Genomic DNA, 17,658 nt, shown 5'->3' with positions numbered 1-17,658 from the left:
GAGTGTTTGGATGAAAAGGCGATAGCATAAAAGTGCTATCGCCTTTTTATTTATGCGTTCACCAATGGCATTTCAACCTGAAAGTTGGGCGGCGTGAGGATGGTTTTGCGCAGTTCACTGGACAATTCAGGATAATCTAAAGTGAAGTGTAGCCCGCGTGATTCTTTACGCTGCATTGCACAGCGCACAATCATCTCCGAGACTAAAACCAAATTACGCAGCTCAATCAGATTTTTGCTGACGTGATAATCGTGATAATACTCGGTAATTTCTTTTTTAAGCATTTCAATACGATGTAGCGCACGTTCTAAGCGTTTGGTGCTGCGTACAATGCCGACATAATTCCACATGGTTTGGCGCAGTTCATCCCAGTTTTGCAAAATCACCACTTCTTCATCTGGATTCATCACCTGTGAATCATCCCATGCTGGAACATCTAACGTTGAGTGGGTCGGATTGAACTGATTTTCAATATGCTCTGCTGCACTCATGCCATAAACGAAACATTCTAACAGCGAGTTACTGGCCATACGATTAGCACCGTGTAAACCGGTATAAGAGGTTTCACCAATGGCATACAGGCCGGCAATATCGGTCTGACTGTGTTCATCCACCACCACACCGCCACAGGTATAATGCGCCGCAGGAACCACGGGAATCATCTCTTTGGTAATGTCGATCCCCAGTTCGAGTAGCCGTGCATATAAAGTCGGGAAATGTTCGGTGATAAACTCCGTTGGTTTATGCGTGATATCCAGCCAGACATGCCGAATACCCAAGCGTTTAATTTCATAATCAATGGCACGCGCCACAATATCGCGTGGCGCAAGTTCAGCGCGTTCATCAAAACGCAGCATAAAACGTTCACCATCAGGAAGGCGTAGATACGCACCTTCACCGCGCATGGCTTCAGTGATTAAAAATGAACGCGCTTGCGGGTGGTACAGACAGGTCGGATGGAACTGGTTAAATTCCATATTTGCCACGCGACAGCCTGCACGATAGGCCATGGCGATGCCGTCACCGGTAGCAATATCGGGGTTAGAGGTGTACAAATAAGCTTTCATGGCACCGCCACAGGCCAAAGCGGTAGAGGGTGCTAAAAAGGTATGAACTTTTTCGGTCTTTTCATCTAAGGCATATAGCCCTAAAGCACGATTATGCTGTTCATCTAAACCTAGTTTTTGTGAAGTAATTACATCAATGGCAATATAGTTTTCAAAAATATGAATATTGGATTTTTCTTCTGCGCGCTGCACCAAAGTGGTGGAAATTGCGCGACCTGTGGCATCGGCTGCATGAATAATTCGACGCTGCGAATGTCCACCTTCACGGGTTAGATGGAGTTGTTCTTGTTCATCTAAGGTGAATTGTACGCCATGCTTTAAAAGGAAATCGACAGTCGGTTTACCGCCTTTAACGGTTTGTGCCACTGCCTGCATTTCACACAAATCTGCACCAGCAATCATGGTGTCATCAATATGCTGTTCAATAGAATCCGTTTCATCTAATACCGCAGCCACGCCGCCTTGGGCATAGAATGTGCTGGCTTCGGTCAGTGTGGATTTCGCCAAAACCGCAATATTAAAGTGGTCGGGTAGCGACAAAGCCAAGCTTAAACCTGCACCGCCACTGCCCACAATAATCACATCAAAATAATGCGTTAAGTTTAAATTAGACATATTCATCAGTGAATTTGAAAAAAGTTTAATCATCACACCGCTTTTTCAAGCAAAAAACAAGAGCTAATATGCTAATGTATGATGAGAAAAAGCAATTAAACCAGCAGTTTTTAAGCAATATTTAAGCAAATGTATATAACAATATCAGCCAACATATTATTACTTAACTCAGACAAATTTTATGCTAAAAAACGGTCTAACGATATTTATAACGCAATGGAGCGGATGCTTTATATGAAAAATCATGATCTAAAAAAAGGATTATATGCAGCTGTTTTTACCATGGCCGCAGCGCAAAGCCAAGCCGCTTCTGCGGTGGATTTTTCTAATTTGGTCGAACAAGTCAGCCCTGCGGTGGTCAGTGTGAATGTGGTCAAAAAAATGACCCAAGAAGAGCTGATCCAACAACAAGTACCCGAAATTTTACGTCGTTTTTTTGGTAATCAAGTGGTTATTCCACAACCACAAGAACCACAAGAAAAAACGGGTTATGGCAGTGCCTTTTTTATCAGTAAAGATGGTTACTTGTTAACCAACCATCATGTGGTTGAAAATGCCTCCAAAGTCACCATCATGTTGAATGATCGTCGTGAACTTGATGCCACCGTGGTGGGCAGTGATGAACGTACCGATGTGGCTTTGCTAAAAGTTAAAGGTTCTAATTTTCCTGAGTTACGTACGGGTAATGTTGACCGCCTGCGCGTAGGCGAGCCGGTCTTGGCCATTGGTTCACCGTTTGGTTTTGATTATTCAGCCTCAGCGGGTATTGTCAGCGCCAAAATGCGTAACATGATGGGGGAGACCTCAGTTCCGTTTATTCAAACCGATGTGGCTTTAAATCCGGGAAATTCAGGTGGCCCCCTGTTTAATCAAAATGGTGAAGTGGTCGGAGTTAACTCACGTATTTTTAGTGGGACCGGCGGTTATATGGGCTTGTCATTTTCTATCCCGATTGATGTGGCGATGGATGTGGCGGATCAATTAAAGAAAAATGGTAAAGTGACCCGCTCTTATTTGGGCGTGATGTTACAAGACATTGACCGTAACTTGGCTGAATCTTATAAGTTAGATAAACCAGAAGGTTCATTGGTCACCCAAGTGGCACCAAATTCGCCCGCAGCCAAAGCCGGCTTTAAATCGGGTGATGTAATCTTAAAATATAATGGTTCTGCGATTTCTCGAACTTCAGATTTATTGAACTATTTAAACCGTACCTCGCCCAATCAAATGATTCAATTACAAGTGCTGCGGGATGATAAAATTCGTAATATCTCTGCCACTTTAACTGTTGCTCCAGATGATACACCGGCCAAAACTGAGCAAATTCAGCCCCAAAAAGGCCCTGTGATTGGGGTCAGTATTCGTAATTTAACCCTAGAGGAGCAAGCACAACTGGGTGTTAAAGGTGGAATTTTAATACAGGATGTGAAACGTGGCGGTGTGGCAGCACAATCACGAATGATGGCAGGCGATGTGATTACTCAAATTAATGACAAAACCATTCTCAATAGTAACGATTTTATCAAGTCAGTTTCTGAGCTGAAAAAAGGTTCGGTGGCGCGTGTTTCAATTATCCGTCAAAACCAACGAGCTATTTTAGGCATGCGTATTGAGTAATTTTGCTCTCTGCGTTAAAAAACCACTCTAGATAGAGTGGTTTTTATCTTTGATTATTTTACCATTGCTTAAGCTGTCAAAAACTGTAGGCTCTGAAAAACTTTGCCAAAGGTCGGGATTAAAAAACCATGAGTACTCTATTTGATCTGGAAATGACTGTTCAAGCGCAACATATTGATCGCTTAGGGCATGTTAATAATGTGGTGTATGTGCAGTGGATGCAAGATGTCGCCACCGCACATATTGAGCAATTAGGTTTAGGCATTCAGCACTATCTTGAATTGAAGCACGCCATGGTTGCAGTTGAGCATCAGGTGCAATATCGTAAAGCGGCTTTTCAAGGTGAGCAGATTATTTTACGCACTTGGCTAAGCCGAATTGATGCCTTGTATTCTGTGCGTCAATACGTGTTTTATCGACCGCAGGATCAAAGTATTTTATTTACGGGTAGCACCAAATGGGCCTGTGTGGAAATTGCCACCGGACGACCAAAACGCATGTCACCCACGTTTACTCACGCTTATCAACCGATTAACACAGATCAGAATCCATTCGATTTTAGCACGATGAATATATCTGCTTAAGGTACGCAATTATTTTGAGTGCCTTTAGCATATAAATGCTTTAATCGTCCTTATTTTGTTTGCGGACTCAGTTAAAGCACGGTGAGAAGCAATTTTAGCACTGACTTTTGTAGAAGAATCGGACTATTTTTGCAAGCTCTCTGTATTTTTAACTATCTACTGCTTATACTGTGCGACATCTTCGGAATATCCTTTTTTGCACGTCATAAATACTGGCTTTATTTCAGTGTGTGATTGTGTGTTTAGATTTAGAGTAGTTTATGGCAGTTGCTAAAAAGTCAGTTAATATCAATAATATACGAAATTTTTCGATTATTGCGCATATCGATCATGGTAAGTCGACACTTGCCGATCGCTTTATTCAAACCTGCGGTGGACTACAAGCGCGTGAAATGCAAGCGCAAGTACTTGACTCGATGGAGCTTGAACGCGAACGTGGGATTACCATTAAAGCCACTTCGGTGACTTTGTATTACACCCATCCCAACGGTGAAGAATATCAATTAAACTTTATTGATACGCCGGGACACGTAGACTTTTCGTATGAAGTGTCACGTTCTTTAGCGGCCTGTGAAGGGGCGTTATTGGTGGTGGATGCCGCACAAGGCGTTGAAGCACAATCGGTTGCCAACTGTTATACCGCAATTGAGCAAGGGCTCGAAGTTCTACCAATTTTGAATAAAATTGATTTACCACAGGCCGACCCTGAGCGTGTAATTCATGAAATTGAAGAAATTATTGGTATTGAAGCAGTCGATGCACCAACCTGTTCTGCAAAAACTGGATTAGGGATTGCCAACGTATTAGAAACATTGGTCAATGTGATTCCTGCACCGGTGGGTGATCGTGAAGCGCCATTACAAGCTTTAATTGTCGATTCTTGGTTTGATAACTACTTAGGTGTAGTGTCTTTGGTACGCGTGAAACAAGGTCGCGTGCGTAAAGGCGATAAAATGTTGATCAAATCAACCGGCCAGACCCATATTATTACTTCAGTCGGGATCTTTAATCCTAAACATACTGAAACAGGTATGTTAGAGGCCGGTGAAGTAGGCTTTGTCATTGCGGGTATTAAAGATATTTTTGGTGCGCCTGTGGGTGACACCATTACCCTATCGGCCACGCCTGATGTTAAGACCTTGCCGGGCTTTAAAAAAGTTAAACCACAAGTCTATGCTGGTCTGTTCCCGATTGATGCCAGTGACTTTGAGCCATTTCGCGAAGCGCTGCATAAGCTACAAATTAATGACTCGGCTTTGTTCTTTGAGCCAGAAAGCTCAGATGCTTTAGGCTTTGGCTTCCGCTGTGGCTTCTTGGGCATGTTGCACATGGAAATTGTACAAGAGCGTTTAGAGCGTGAGTACGATTTAGATATTATTACCTCAGCACCGACTGTGATTTACGAATCACTGATGAAAACTGGCGAAACCATTTATATCGACAGTCCATCGAAAATGCTAGATGGTTCAACGGTTGAAGATTTACGTGAACCGATTGCTGAGTGCCATATTTTGGTACCACAAGAATACTTAGGCAACGTCATGACCTTGTGTATTGAACGCCGTGGTATCCAAAAAGATATGAAATTCTTGGGCAAGCAAGTGTCTTTGACTTTTGAAATTCCTATGGCTGAAGTGGTGATGGATTTCTTTGATCGCTTAAAATCTTGTTCACGTGGCTTTGCTTCACTAGATTACAGCTTTGTGCGTTTTGAAAGCTCATCACTGGTTAAAGTCGATGTGTTGATCAATGGCGAAAAAGTCGATGCTTTGGCGATGATTTGTCATCGCAATGATGCGCGTCATCGTGGTATTGCTTTGGTGGATAAAATGAAAGAATTGATTCCACGTCAAATGTTTGATGTGGCCATTCAAGCCGCCATTGGCGCACAAATTATTGCGCGTTCTACGGTTAAAGCGATGCGTAAAAACGTATTGGCAAAATGCTATGGTGGTGACGTTTCACGTAAGAAGAAACTGTTGTCGAAGCAAAAAGAAGGTAAGAAACGCATGAAGCAAGTGGGTAGTGTTGAAATCCCACAAGAAGCGTTCTTGGCTGTATTGAAAGTAGAACGATAAGAATATTGAGGATATAAGCCAATGGATTTTGATTTTAATTTAATCCTTGTACCCGCCACACTGATTTTTTTCTTGCTGTGGTTGTTGGATAAGTTATTCTTTAAACAAAGAAAAACTCGTGGCAAGGGTAATGAAAATTTCATTATCACATGGGCATATGACTTCTGGCCGGTATTGGCAGTGGTTCTCATCTTGCGTTCTTTTTTATACGAACCTTTTAATATTCCATCCGATTCTATGGTGCCGACCTTAGAAACGGGTGACTTTATTTTGGTCAATAAATTTCAATATGGTGTGCGTTTACCGATTGTAAATAGCAAATTTTTAAATGTTGGTGAACCTGAGCGCGGCGATGTGATTGTATTTCGTTTCCCGCCGCAGCCCACCATCAGCTATATTAAGCGCGTGGTCGGTTTGCCGGGCGATCATTTGGTATATGATCATGGTCAATTGAGTATTAATGGACAAAAAGTACTGAAAGTGCCAGTTGAATTTAGCCGTGAAAAAGATATTTTAGATACACCACAATCGATTTATCATCAAGAAACCTTAGGTAAACATACCTTTAAGATGCGTGAGCTTGAGGGCGTTAATGTTGCACGCCAAGCACCGTTTATTAATTCGATTGAAAATGGTAAATACTCAACCGAAAATGGTTTATATTGGGAAGTCAAAGTTCCAGAAGGGCATTATTTCGCGATGGGGGATAATCGTGATCAAAGTGCGGACAGTCGTTTCTGGGGTTTTGTCCCTGAGCAGAACTTGACCGGTCGTGCGATGTACATTTGGATGCACAAAGAATCCGGCTTTAAATTGCCGTCATTTAGTCGTAACGGTAAAATTGATTAAGCATCATTGGAAAAATAAAAAATGCGTAAAAATCAACAAGGGGTATCCTATATTGGTGTTTTAATTGCCATTATTGGTTTTGCTTTTTTAGTTAAAATTGTGATTGCGGTATGGGCACCGTATTGGGATGATCGAGTCATTGATGAGCAAATCACTGAATTGATCAAAAGTAGTCCAAAGAATATTTCACCGTCTGAGTTTGCAAACAAGATGGGGCAACGTTTTGACATGAATGGTATTCGTGACATTAACTTTAAAGATATTGCGCAGGTCACCAACACTGAAGGTCTGCAAGTCAAGAAAGATTATGAGATAAGAAAGCCTTTCTTGCTCAACATAGATTTAGTATTAAAGTTCGAGAAAAGTTTTGATCAAAGGTCAGTCCAAACTCAATGATATGCGCTTAGTTAGCCGTATCGGTTATCAGTTCAAACAACCTGAGTTATTGCAACTAGCATTAACACATCGATCAGTGAGCCATAAATCTAACTATGAGCGCTTAGAATTCCTAGGCGACGCATTGTTAGGTATGATCATTGCTCATTATCTGTATCAAGCCTACCCACATGAAAATGAAGGGCGCTTAACACGGATGCGTGCCACCTTGGTTCGCCAAGAAGCACTGGGTAAAATTGCCAACGATCTTAAACTTGGACCTTGTTTAATTTTAAGCACGGGCGAGTTAAAATCTGGCGGTCATCATCGAGAATCTATTCTTGCTGATACGGTAGAGGCCATTATTGGCGCTATTTATGTCGATTGTGATGATTTAAAAATCTTGCAAGAGATCGTGCTGAAATGGTACGTGCCATATTTAGACCATATTGAACCTACTGACCAACTCAAAGATCCAAAATCACGCTTACAAGAATATTTACAAGCACGTAAAAAACCGCTTCCGGTTTATGACGTGGTGGATATTCAAGGTGATGCTCCGAACCAACATTTCAAGGTGGAATGTATTATCGAGGGCTTACCCGCTTTGTATGGTGAAGGATCAAGCCGTCGCTTTGCTGAACAAGCAGTTGCGGCGGATCTCTTAAAATTATTGGAGCAGTAATCTGCATGACCACACATTCCGATCACATCGATGCTGATCACGAGCCAGAAAACACTGGCAATGACCTGATTAATAATTTCTTTAGTTCACAAGGCACCACGATTCCTGCTGACTTTAAAAGCGGATTTGTTGCGATTGTCGGACGTCCAAACGTGGGTAAATCGACGTTAATGAACCATATTTTGGGTCAGAAACTGTCCATTACTTCACGTAAGCCGCAAACTACACGGCATAAAATTGTCGGGATTGATACGCGTGAAAAGTCTCAAGCTGTCTTTGTTGACACGCCAGGGATGCATAAAAAAGAAGTCCGTGCCATCAATAAAATGATGAACCGTGCAGCTTCTTCAGCACTACGTGATGTAAATTTAGTCTTATTTGTGATTGATGCACAGAAGTGGACACCAAACGATGATTTGGTTTTAGAAAAACTTAAAAATGCTGAAATGCCGGTCATTTTAGTGATCAATAAAATTGATACATTTGAAAATAAAAACAGTACGTTGCCGCTAATTCAAGAGCGTGCCAAGTTGATGAACTTTGCAGAAATTGTACCGGTTTCAGCCTTGCGTGCCTCAAATCTTGAGCATTTGCGTGACACCATTGAGCATTATTTGCCCTTTCAGCCGCCTTTATATGCACTCGATCAAATTACCGATCGCTCAGAGCGTTTCTTAGCTTCTGAGGTGATTCGTGAAAAAATCATGCGTCAATTGGGTGAAGAGCTGCCTTATGATTTAACCGTTCAAATTGAATCATTTAATACCGAAGCGGCCACTATTCACGAAAAAACAGGTCGTCCTAAGCCTGCATGTACTTATATTGATGCCACTATTTTTGTCGATCGCCAAGGGCAAAAAGCCATTGTGATTGGTGAAAAAGGCGCTAAACTGAAAAAAATCGGTATGGATGCGCGTGCGGATATGGAAAAAATGTTCGAGCAAAAAATCATGTTGACCCTTTGGGTTAAAGTCAAAGGCGGTTGGTCTGATGATGAACGTGCTTTAAAAAGCTTAGGATATAGTGATATCTAAGCGTCAGAAATAAAACTCTTTTATAGGAATGGTCATCATGAAAGTATTAGCAGTTGTAGTGTGTATGTTATTTCTACAAGGCTGTATTCATAAATTGGTGACGGTTCCTGTAAAAGTGGTCTATAAAACCACCAAAGGTGTGGTTAAAGGTACTGCTGCTGTCGTTGGCGCCATTATTCCAGATGGCGATGATGAAGATTCAGATTCTAAAAAGAAAAAAGACTAGACTGCCTCATTCATGCGAAATGAGCTGTTGCATGGCTACCTCATTCATCATCGTAAATATCGCGAACGTAGCCATATTGTGCATTTATTTACCCAAGAATATGGGCGCATTGATGGAATTTTAAGACAAAATCCACCACCGCAATATCAACCGATTTGCTTACAAGCCTCGGGAAAATCTGATCTTAAAAACTTTACCAAACTCGAAATTGTCAATCAGCCGATTTTTTTCTTTGGTGATGCATTTTTTTCTGGCTTTTATCTGAATGAATTGTTGTTACGCTTATGTGCCATTGAAGTTGAAATGCCGCACAGCTTTGTTCACTATCATCACATTTTGCAACAGCTACAACATTTGGCTGGCCATGCGCAGCCCAATCTTTTTTTAAGACAAATCTTGCGTCAGTTTGAACATACACTGTTAGCAGAATTGGGTTATGCACTGGATTTTAGTAGCGATGCGCAGCAACAACCGATTCAAGCACAGCAAAATTATATCTTTCAATTGAATGAGGGTTTTATTGCTGTGGCGCAGCAATCGCGTGCGACGTTAACAGGCCTACAAATTCTGTCGATGTTGGATTATGAAAAAGGTAGGGATTTTAACCCTGAGCAGTTACAATTATTGACCCAACTATATCGGCAGATGATTACTTCACTGCTGGGTGATCGACCGCTGAAAAGCCGTCAATTGTGGATTCAAAATACTCAATCTCAATGATCGTTAGGAAATTATTATGGCTGCATTGCTTGGTGTAAATATTGACCATGTGGCGACGTTGCGACAAGCACGTGGAACTTGTTATCCAGATCCAGTTCATGCTGCTTTGATGTGTGAACAGGCCGGAGCTGAAGGCATCACGCTGCATTTACGTGAAGACCGTCGTCATATTCAAGATGATGATGTGCGTCGTATGCGTCCTTTGCTTAAAACCCATATGAATTTAGAAATGGCCGTCACCGCTGAAATGGTGGAATTTGCCAAAGAAATTAAACCGCAGCATGTCTGTTTGGTGCCGGAAAAACGCGAAGAAGTCACCACCGAAGGTGGTTTAGACGTGGTCGGACATTTTGAAGAGGTGAAAGCCGCCACGCAAGCATTAACTGCACTTGGCTGTGATGTGTCTTTGTTTATTGATGCAGATATTGCACAAATTGATGCGGCCATTGCGTGCGGCGCACCGACGATTGAATTGCATACGGGTGCTTATGCCAATGCAGCAACGGATGCTGCGCAGTTAGATGAATTAAAACGCATTATTCAAGGTGCGGAATATGCAGCCACCCGAGGTTTGGTGGTCAATGCCGGTCATGGTTTAAACCTTGACAATGTCACGCCTATCGCACAAATTCCACAGATTCATGAACTGAACATTGGTCATTCAATTATTGCTGACGCGGTATTTGTCGGTCTAGTTCAAGCCGTTCAACACATGAAAGCAGTCATTAAAGCTGCCAGATAAGTTTTAAATTATGTCGACAATCAATTATCAAGAACTCATGCAGCCAGTGCTTGGCTTTTTGGGCTGTGAAACACCACAAGCATGGCTGGATGAAGCATTAAATAATCTAGAATTATTGATGCAAGATCATGTCAATTGTGAAAAAAAAGCCGCGGGCACAGCGATGAACTTAATGTTCCGCTACAGCTTTTTTACGGATTTACAAGTAAAACTGGCGCAATTGGTGCGCGAGGAAATGCTGCATTATGAGCAAGTGCTTGAATTAATGACCAAGCGTGGGCAAGCATGGCAAGCACTGAGTGCTGGTCGTTATGCTGCTATTTTACGTAAGGAAATTCGTACCTATGAGCCTGAAGCGCTCATTGATGTGCTGATTATTGGTGCATTTGTGGAAGCGCGTTCTTGTGAGCGTTTTTATGCACTGGCAGCTTTGGTGGATGAAGAACTCGGACGATATTACCGCTATTTATTGAAATCTGAATCACGTCATTTTGAGGATTATTTGGCGCTGGCCTTACAGATGGCTCAAAAATCCAAGATGAAAGATCCTGAAGAGGATATTCAACAGCGTATCGCCCATATTCGTGAAGTGGAAAAGCAGTTAATCTTATCTCTAGATGATACTTTCCGCTTTCATAGTGGTGTACCGGCAAAAGTAGCTTAACGTTTTAGCAATACACCTCTATTTTTTGGTTTTTCATTGAATAGAGGATTTTTTACCTCTGTTATTTTTGCTTGTTTGGATAAAAATTTAGAAATAAAAATGCCAATCTAAATCAATTAAATTGGCAGAAATAATGTTGTCTATTTTTAAGGAAAGCTTAATTAAGCTTCAATGGCCTGAACGCTAATTTTTTTGGCAGGATCCGCTTTGCGACGTACCGCAGGCACTGGTTCACCGTAATATTGACGATCTGCAAAGTAGCTTGAACGCACCATCGGTGCCGCCCAGATATTTCTAAAGCCGAGCTTTTGACCATGGGCAGTATAACGCTCAAATTCTTCTGGGGTGACAAAACGATCCAGTGGGGCATGTTCTTTAGACGGCTGCAAATATTGACCAATGGTAATATAGTCTACATCATGGGCGCGCAGATCATCCAAAAGAGCCAACACTTCTTCTTCGGTTTCGCCAAGGCCAACCATTAATCCACATTTTGTCGGAATATCGGGACAGTATTCTTTAAACATTTTCAGCAAATCTAAAGAGTGCTGATAATCAGAACCCGGACGCATGGCTTTATATAAACGCGGTACGGTTTCAATATTGTGATTGAACACATCTGGTGGGCATTCCGTCATAATGCGTAATGCCACATCCATACGACCACGGAAATCGGGAACTAAAATTTCAAGTAAGGTCTTTGGACTCAATTCACGTGCTTCTTTGATGCAATCGACAAAATGTTGTGCGCCGCCATCACGTAAATCATCGCGATCCACCGAGGTAATCACGGCATATTTTAAACCCAAATTGGCAATGGTTTCAGCCATGTGTTTCGGTTCATCTGGATCAAGTGCATTGGGGCGACCATGTGCCACATCACAAAACGGACAACGACGGGTACAAATATCACCCATAATCATAAAGGTTGCAGTACCACCACCAAAACATTCCGGTAGGTTAGGGCAAGCCGCTTCTTCACAAACTGTATGTAATTTTTGCGCGCGTAAGGTGGTTTTTATGCGTTGAACTTCGTCCGGTGCCGCCATTTTAACGCGAATCCAATCCGGCTTTCGTGGCGTTTCAACCGTAGGAATAACTTTTACAGGAATACGGGCAACTTTCTCTGCGCCACGAAGTTTGACACCCTGTTCTGGTTTACGGTTCTCAGACATATTCAACTTTTCCACTGTTTTTGACGGGGGAGATGCTAGACATCTTAGCGCTTTTATTATAACGGACTTCACTCTAAATAGGGCGAAAACGGTATTCATTTAAGAAATGTAGTCATCACACAATATATGCTAGGTAAATACAGTAAATTACCCTCATTTGCGTCATAATATGCCCAAGATAGATCCAGTATTGAATAGAGGAACGTTGAATGCCACGTAAAAAAGAGGTCGTTAGTGGGACTTTCGTTAAGTATGATGCGGTAGTTCTCGGCTCAGGCCCAGCGGGTGAAGGCGCAGCAATGAAACTTGCTAAGTCAGGCAAGCGCGTTGCAATTATTGATATGCGTGAGCAGTTAGGTGGTAACTGTACCCACGTGGGTACCATTCCAAGTAAAGCATTGCGTCAAACAGTCTCCAGTATTATTCGTTATCAACGTGATCCGATGTTTCAAAAAGTAGGCGACTGGAAACAGTTCACGATGAAACAAGTTCTACGTAATGCACACACCGTGATTCAGCAACAAGTAGATACCCATTCACGTTTTTACGATCGTAATAAAATTAATATTTATCATGGTCGTGCTTATATCCAAGATAAGAATACTGTATTGATTTTTGGGGATGACGGTATTAAAGAAACCATCATCTTTAAACAATTGGTGATCGCGACGGGTTCACGTCCGTATCGTCCGGCGACACTTGATTTTAATCACTCCCGTGTTTTTGATTCAGACAAAATTTTAGATTTAGATTATTCCATTCAAAAAATCATTATTTATGGCGCTGGTGTAATTGGCTGTGAATATGCCTCAATCTTCATTGGTTTAGATCATAAAGTTGATTTAATTAATACCCAGCCTAAATTGCTCAGTTACTTAGATGATGAAATTTCAGATGCCTTGTCTTATCGTTTACGTGAGCAAGGGGTGTTAATTCGTCACAATGAGCAAATTGATCATTTAGAAACCTTTGATGATCATGTGATCCTACATTTACAAAGTGGCAAGAAAATTAAAGCCGACGCTATTTTATGGTGTAACGGACGCTCGGGTAATACCGATGGTTTAGGCTTGGAAAATGTAGGCATTACCCCAAACAGTCGCGGTCAAATTACGGTGAATGATCAATATCAAACGGAATTGGAGAATATTTACGCTGCTGGTGATGTGATTGGTTGGCCATCGCTTGCCTCTGCTGCCTATGACCAAGGTCGTTGTGCAGGGAGCAATATGAGTGGCGAGCTGAATGTTAAACCTGTGACTGATATTCCAACTGGTATCTATACCATTCCAGAAATTTCATCAATTGGTAAAACTGAGCAACAACTGACTGAAGAAAAAATTCCCTATGAAGTGGGCCAAGCCTCTTTTCGTCATTTGGCGCGTGCGCAAATTACCGGTGACACCGTCGGTGAATTGAAGATTTTATTCCACCGCGATACCTTAGAGATTCTAGGGGTACATTGCTTTGGTAATAATGCGGCCGAGATTATTCATATTGGTCAAGCTGTTATGAACAGTGGTCGCAACACGATTAAGTATTTTGTGGAAACTACATTTAACTATCCAACCATGGCAGAAGCCTATCGCGTGGCCACCTTAAATGGTATGAACCGTTTGTTCTAACCTAGATGCTTGTGCCTAAAATAAAAAAACCGCTAATCTAAATTGGCGGTTTTTTTATTTTGATAAATTTAGAAAAAGGATAGCGATGGATGAAGCAACTTTAGCGGTTTTTGTGCAGGTTATGCGTATGAGAAAGACGCGTTAAAAGCAAGAAGACGATGCAATATCGTCTTTTTGCTAATAGCGTGATACAGAAAAATCCTTAGAAGCGCATCCCTACACCGGCATAGACCAACAGCGGATTAATTTCAATATCTGCTTGAGAGCGGATCAATTCGCCATGTTTAGTATCCGTCACAGTGATAATGGTTTCATTCTTTAAATGTGCATACGACACTGAGCCGGTGGCAAAGTATTTGTCATTAAAGTCATAAGTGAAACCCAAGGTTGCAATAGGTGCAAAGGCATCGGTGGCTTCTACATCAACTTGAGGATTGGACTTGCTTAACTTGCCTTCTAAAGACGCACCGGCATTGCCTTCTTTGATATTGGCAATCATATGACCGGCTGCAATTAAGTCTTTTTCAGTTTGCGGATTAATTTCAACATCACTGAAATAAGCATACATTATACCTAGCCCGACATAAGGACGGAATTTATTCACGCCAGTTTTGCCAAAATGATATTGCAGTTCAAATGCAGGTGTCCACGCACGTGCTGAAGCTGCTGCACCATTTGCGCCTAAATCGGTAATGAAAATATCGTTCTTTAAATCAATGTTTGCAAACTCGATAGGTAGCTTGCCAATTTGGGGTGTTGCGACGGCAGAAAATGGTGCGTAAATTTTACCTTGGCCTTTTAAGTCTACTTTGGGTGGAATGCCGGCCTTGGTTTCAAAAGAAATATGATCTGTAAAATAATAATTACTGATCAAGCCTAGCGTGGTGACATCTTCAGCTTCTAAGCCTGTGCCTGAATTATCCCACTGCTCTAAACCTTGAATTTTTGAGCTACCGCTGAGCCCACTGCCTAAATTACCGCCACTGAAAAAGCCCAAAAATTTTAATGCACCGGCAAGTGCGCTTTGGTTAACATTAGGGTTTAAATTGTTTAATACCGTATCAACCTGAATATCTCCATTGGCGGAAACTTCACCATTTTTAACCGAAGTATTGACCTGAAAGGGCTGTGCTTTCCCTTGCGGCATCACATGTAGTGCACCAACAGAAACAGAAAAGCGTTTAAAGCCATCACCATCTTTTAGACTAAAATAGGGCGATTCGGCATAGCTTAGGGTCGGTAGAACGGCAAGAGACGAGACGATACACAGTAACGATTTTTTCATTGGGGGACTCCATGTCCATTTTACATTTATAAGTTTTTTTCTAACCGGCAGTATATAGTTGAAAAATCACTTAACTGTTATCGAAAAATAGACGTCCAGTTGCATTCTTGTAATTATTTGGCGGGTTTGTTTAAGTCGCTTGGGCGATGTTTTGTTATTTTGTAATACGGTTTTTGAATCGTTTAATAAAATGATAGACAGTTTAAAGCTAAAGTGAATAAACCAATTCCTCATCCACTGCTAAGCTTTAGGCATGCTGCTATAGATAGATGAGCTTTAAATCAAACAGGACATCAGTTTAAAATGACGCTTATAGAATATAAAAAGAAGGCTATTTAGAGGATTTAAAAATCCGATCTCGCACTTAGAGCTATTTTTCCGTACAATATGCCTTGTAAATTGTTGAGTAACTGATATGAGCACCCCAAAGAATACCAAGAAAAAACCCTTGGTAAATTTGCCTTTCCCGATGAAAAAAGAGAATGAGCAAAATCCAGATGAAATATTAGATGATGTTCGTCCACCTCCGCAGCGCTATGCTGATCGGACATGGATGCCACCACGTGGTACTAGACGTTCATTTGGCAAGCGTTAAGCTTTGCAATAAAAAACCATGGCTATGACCATGGTTTTTTATTGTCTTTTATTTTTTAGAATCAGCGCTAAAAGTAGACTGAATCTAATTTTTTAGATGTTGAATGAGAATATTAAGCTGATTTCAGCAGCGTTTTGAGTCCTCTGATTCAGCCGATTTTCTCCTGCTATTTTCCAGATAATAGGCTCTTTTTTGTTCATACATCAGCAGATCTGCACGTTTGAGCATATCTTCCATGTGTTCTCCTGCTTGATGGGTGGTGTGACCAATAGACAGGCTGATTTTTTGACTGGAATAAAATTGATTATCCACCAGCAGTAATTCTTGTAACGTCTGTAAGCAATTATGAAGGGCGGATTCATCAGCGCCTGGCAACAGCACCACAAATTCGTCGCCGCCAATTCGAGAGGCAGAATACAAGGTTTGATGGATCAATTGATTCAGTATATTGCCCATGCGCTGTAATAAAGCATCGCCAGCATCATGGCCTAAACAATCATTTACTTCTTTTAGACCATTCATATCTATAAAGATACAGGAGACTGGGCGTAACATATTACGCTGTAATCGGTTGATTTCCATGCTATAAAAGGAACGGTTATACAGCTTGGTCAGCACATCGTGTTTGCCCAAATACTCTAAATAATTTTCAGCTTTTTTGCGTGCAGTAATATCGGTCAAAGCCACTTGTACCATCGACCAATTGTCTAAATAATCTGGAAATACAGTAAAGTGCAGCAAGACATGACGAATACTGCCATCGAGCGCATAGTTAATCGCTTCACGTCGATGATGAATATGGCCATTCCATAACTCAATCAGTTGTTCTCGAAAAGTTTGGCGCATTTCTTGGGCAAAAATCAGATGGATATTTTTAAACAACACATCTTTGTTGGGTGCACCAAATAGATCTAAGGTTGCCTGATTGACATCAACCAGTACAATATCTTGTATACACTCATTGATGAATTCGCCGTGTACATCTAAAAATGTACTGAAATCTTCGATGCCGAGTGCACGTAAATTATCTAGTCGTGTTTTAATACGGCTAAAATCCTCAATCCATAAAGAGGTAGGCGAATAGTTAAAGCGTGCTTCTGCCAGATGTCGGTTTTTTTCTTCGAGCTGCCGCGCCTCAACATAAGCAGTGATGTCTTCGGTGGTAATCAGTAAGCGAGATAGATCATGTTCATAATTAGGCAAAACAATGGCCTTGAGCTGAATGTCTAAACGCTGTCCCGTTAAGGTGTAATTCACCGCAGAATTGGCAAAATGCGTTTCTCCATTCCATAAGGCCACCAATTCATGAATATGGCTTTTGACCATGTCCTGTTTAAAGATTAAGTTTAGATTGTCACACAGCTGTTGAAAATCTTGCGCTTCATATAAATCGAGGGTTTTAGCATTCACTTTTAGAATTTTAATTTTTTTTGCACAGTCTAAAATGCGTGTTTCATCTTCTTGTAGAAACTGATACAGGTCTTGAATACCTTGCTCGCGCCACAGATCAAATTGTTTTTTAATCTCGCTATAGTCTTCAAGCCACATGGCAATAGGGGATAACTCAAAAAAAGGTGAATCCAATATTTCCATTTAGCAAGCTCATCATTTTTATATCAATTTATAAATGTAGTATAAAGTGAAAAAAATGTTTTGGAAATAATGTGAGCATGAAAAGATTATATTTAATAACCGAGAAAACGATCACTAAATTTTAAATTT

At 41.3% G+C, this 17,658-nt stretch carries 17 protein-coding genes; 13 read left to right on the top strand and 4 right to left on the bottom strand.

The window, feature by feature from the left end:
- Positions 1-50 precede the first annotated feature (50 nt).
- A complete protein-coding gene (nadB, locus tag SE27_RS10055) occupies positions 51-1,688 on the bottom strand; it encodes an L-aspartate oxidase (protein WP_162481325.1) in 1,638 nt (545 codons plus the stop codon).
- Between the two features lie 228 nt (positions 1,689-1,916).
- On the opposite strand from nadB, the gene SE27_RS10050 reads away from it, so the two are divergent.
- The 11 genes from SE27_RS10050 to miaE all read left to right on the top strand — a co-directional run bounded on the left by SE27_RS10050 (position 1,917) and on the right by miaE (position 11,256).
- Positions 1,917-3,299, top strand: a complete 1,383-nt coding sequence (locus SE27_RS10050; RefSeq protein WP_039623040.1) for a Do family serine endopeptidase — start codon at positions 1,917-1,919, stop codon at positions 3,297-3,299.
- A gap of 128 nt (positions 3,300-3,427) precedes the next feature.
- Positions 3,428-3,883, top strand: coding sequence for an acyl-CoA thioesterase (locus tag SE27_RS10045; RefSeq protein WP_039623039.1), 456 nt, complete (start codon positions 3,428-3,430; stop codon positions 3,881-3,883).
- A gap of 260 nt (positions 3,884-4,143) precedes the next feature.
- The gene (lepA, locus tag SE27_RS10040; protein WP_039623038.1) at positions 4,144-5,961 is read left to right on the top strand and encodes a translation elongation factor 4; all 1,818 of its coding nucleotides are present in this window, start codon (positions 4,144-4,146) and stop codon (positions 5,959-5,961) included.
- Positions 5,962-5,982: 21 nt separating this feature from the next.
- The gene (gene lepB, locus SE27_RS10035) at positions 5,983-6,810 is read left to right on the top strand and encodes a signal peptidase I (protein WP_039623036.1); all 828 of its coding nucleotides are present in this window, start codon (positions 5,983-5,985) and stop codon (positions 6,808-6,810) included.
- 21 nt (positions 6,811-6,831) lie between these two features.
- Positions 6,832-7,206, top strand: coding sequence for a DUF4845 domain-containing protein (locus tag SE27_RS10030; protein ID WP_039623034.1), 375 nt, complete (start codon positions 6,832-6,834; stop codon positions 7,204-7,206).
- Complete coding sequence (gene rnc, locus SE27_RS10025) at positions 7,178-7,870, top strand: ribonuclease III (protein ID WP_039623030.1); 693 nt, start codon at positions 7,178-7,180, stop codon at positions 7,868-7,870. The genes SE27_RS10030 and rnc overlap by 29 nt, the downstream gene beginning before the upstream one ends.
- Positions 7,871-7,875: 5 nt before the next feature.
- Positions 7,876-8,904, top strand: a complete 1,029-nt coding sequence (gene era / locus SE27_RS10020) for a GTPase Era (RefSeq protein ID WP_039623028.1) — start codon at positions 7,876-7,878, stop codon at positions 8,902-8,904.
- A gap of 34 nt (positions 8,905-8,938) precedes the next feature.
- Positions 8,939-9,130, top strand: coding sequence for an NF038104 family lipoprotein (locus SE27_RS10015; RefSeq protein WP_039623970.1), 192 nt, complete (start codon positions 8,939-8,941; stop codon positions 9,128-9,130).
- A gap of 12 nt (positions 9,131-9,142) precedes the next feature.
- Entirely contained in the window at positions 9,143-9,850 is a 708-nt protein-coding gene (recO, locus tag SE27_RS10010) for a DNA repair protein RecO (protein WP_039623026.1), read from the top strand.
- A 16-nt stretch (positions 9,851-9,866) separates the two neighbouring features.
- Complete coding sequence (pdxJ, locus tag SE27_RS10005) at positions 9,867-10,592, top strand: pyridoxine 5'-phosphate synthase (RefSeq protein WP_039623024.1); 726 nt, start codon at positions 9,867-9,869, stop codon at positions 10,590-10,592.
- Between the two features lie 10 nt (positions 10,593-10,602).
- The gene (miaE, locus tag SE27_RS10000; RefSeq protein ID WP_039623022.1) at positions 10,603-11,256 is read left to right on the top strand and encodes a tRNA-(ms[2]io[6]A)-hydroxylase; all 654 of its coding nucleotides are present in this window, start codon (positions 10,603-10,605) and stop codon (positions 11,254-11,256) included.
- Between the two features lie 161 nt (positions 11,257-11,417).
- Here the strand turns inward: miaE and lipA are convergent, their stop codons facing one another.
- Positions 11,418-12,431: a lipoyl synthase gene (gene lipA / locus SE27_RS09995; RefSeq protein ID WP_039623021.1), complete on the bottom strand. Its 1,014-nt coding sequence runs from the start codon at positions 12,429-12,431 to the stop codon at positions 11,418-11,420.
- A gap of 209 nt (positions 12,432-12,640) precedes the next feature.
- Here lipA and sthA point away from each other — a divergent pair, with 209 nt between their 5' ends.
- A complete protein-coding gene (sthA, locus tag SE27_RS09990) occupies positions 12,641-14,056 on the top strand; it encodes a Si-specific NAD(P)(+) transhydrogenase (protein ID WP_039623020.1) in 1,416 nt (471 codons plus the stop codon).
- 202 nt (positions 14,057-14,258) lie between these two features.
- Here the strand turns inward: sthA and SE27_RS09985 are convergent, their stop codons facing one another.
- Positions 14,259-15,341 carry an OmpW/AlkL family protein gene (locus tag SE27_RS09985; protein WP_039623017.1) on the bottom strand — a complete coding sequence of 361 codons (1,083 nt, stop codon included), beginning with the start codon at positions 15,339-15,341 and terminating at the stop codon, positions 14,259-14,261.
- Positions 15,342-15,756: 415 nt separating this feature from the next.
- Here SE27_RS09985 and SE27_RS09980 point away from each other — a divergent pair, with 415 nt between their 5' ends.
- The gene (locus tag SE27_RS09980) at positions 15,757-15,936 is read left to right on the top strand and encodes a hypothetical protein (RefSeq protein ID WP_039623015.1); all 180 of its coding nucleotides are present in this window, start codon (positions 15,757-15,759) and stop codon (positions 15,934-15,936) included.
- 123 nt (positions 15,937-16,059) lie between these two features.
- On the opposite strand, the gene SE27_RS09975 is transcribed toward SE27_RS09980, so the two are convergent.
- Positions 16,060-17,529, bottom strand: a complete 1,470-nt coding sequence (locus tag SE27_RS09975) for a sensor domain-containing diguanylate cyclase (RefSeq protein WP_039623011.1) — start codon at positions 17,527-17,529, stop codon at positions 16,060-16,062.
- Between the last annotated feature and the right edge of the window lie 129 nt (positions 17,530-17,658).

The organism is Acinetobacter harbinensis, from assembly GCF_000816495.1.
Lineage (GTDB): Bacteria > Pseudomonadota > Gammaproteobacteria > Pseudomonadales > Moraxellaceae > Acinetobacter > Acinetobacter harbinensis.
Note: the sequence above shows the minus strand (reverse complement) of the source record. Positions and strands in the feature narration are given on the sequence as shown.

Coding starts and splice junctions, on each gene's coding strand:
- nadB (WP_162481325.1), bottom strand. CDS start 1,688: ATGAATATGTCTAATTTAAACTTAACGCATTATTTTGATGTGATTATT.
- SE27_RS10050 (WP_039623040.1), top strand. CDS start 1,917: ATGAAAAATCATGATCTAAAAAAAGGATTATATGCAGCTGTTTTTACC.
- SE27_RS10045 (WP_039623039.1), top strand. CDS start 3,428: ATGAGTACTCTATTTGATCTGGAAATGACTGTTCAAGCGCAACATATT.
- lepA (WP_039623038.1), top strand. CDS start 4,144: ATGGCAGTTGCTAAAAAGTCAGTTAATATCAATAATATACGAAATTTT.
- lepB (WP_039623036.1), top strand. CDS start 5,983: ATGGATTTTGATTTTAATTTAATCCTTGTACCCGCCACACTGATTTTT.
- SE27_RS10030 (WP_039623034.1), top strand. CDS start 6,832: ATGCGTAAAAATCAACAAGGGGTATCCTATATTGGTGTTTTAATTGCC.
- era (WP_039623028.1), top strand. CDS start 7,876: ATGACCACACATTCCGATCACATCGATGCTGATCACGAGCCAGAAAAC.
- recO (WP_039623026.1), top strand. CDS start 9,143: ATGCGAAATGAGCTGTTGCATGGCTACCTCATTCATCATCGTAAATAT.
- pdxJ (WP_039623024.1), top strand. CDS start 9,867: ATGGCTGCATTGCTTGGTGTAAATATTGACCATGTGGCGACGTTGCGA.
- miaE (WP_039623022.1), top strand. CDS start 10,603: ATGTCGACAATCAATTATCAAGAACTCATGCAGCCAGTGCTTGGCTTT.
- lipA (WP_039623021.1), bottom strand. CDS start 12,431: ATGTCTGAGAACCGTAAACCAGAACAGGGTGTCAAACTTCGTGGCGCA.
- sthA (WP_039623020.1), top strand. CDS start 12,641: ATGCCACGTAAAAAAGAGGTCGTTAGTGGGACTTTCGTTAAGTATGAT.
- SE27_RS09985 (WP_039623017.1), bottom strand. CDS start 15,341: ATGAAAAAATCGTTACTGTGTATCGTCTCGTCTCTTGCCGTTCTACCG.
- SE27_RS09980 (WP_039623015.1), top strand. CDS start 15,757: ATGAGCACCCCAAAGAATACCAAGAAAAAACCCTTGGTAAATTTGCCT.
- SE27_RS09975 (WP_039623011.1), bottom strand. CDS start 17,529: ATGGAAATATTGGATTCACCTTTTTTTGAGTTATCCCCTATTGCCATG.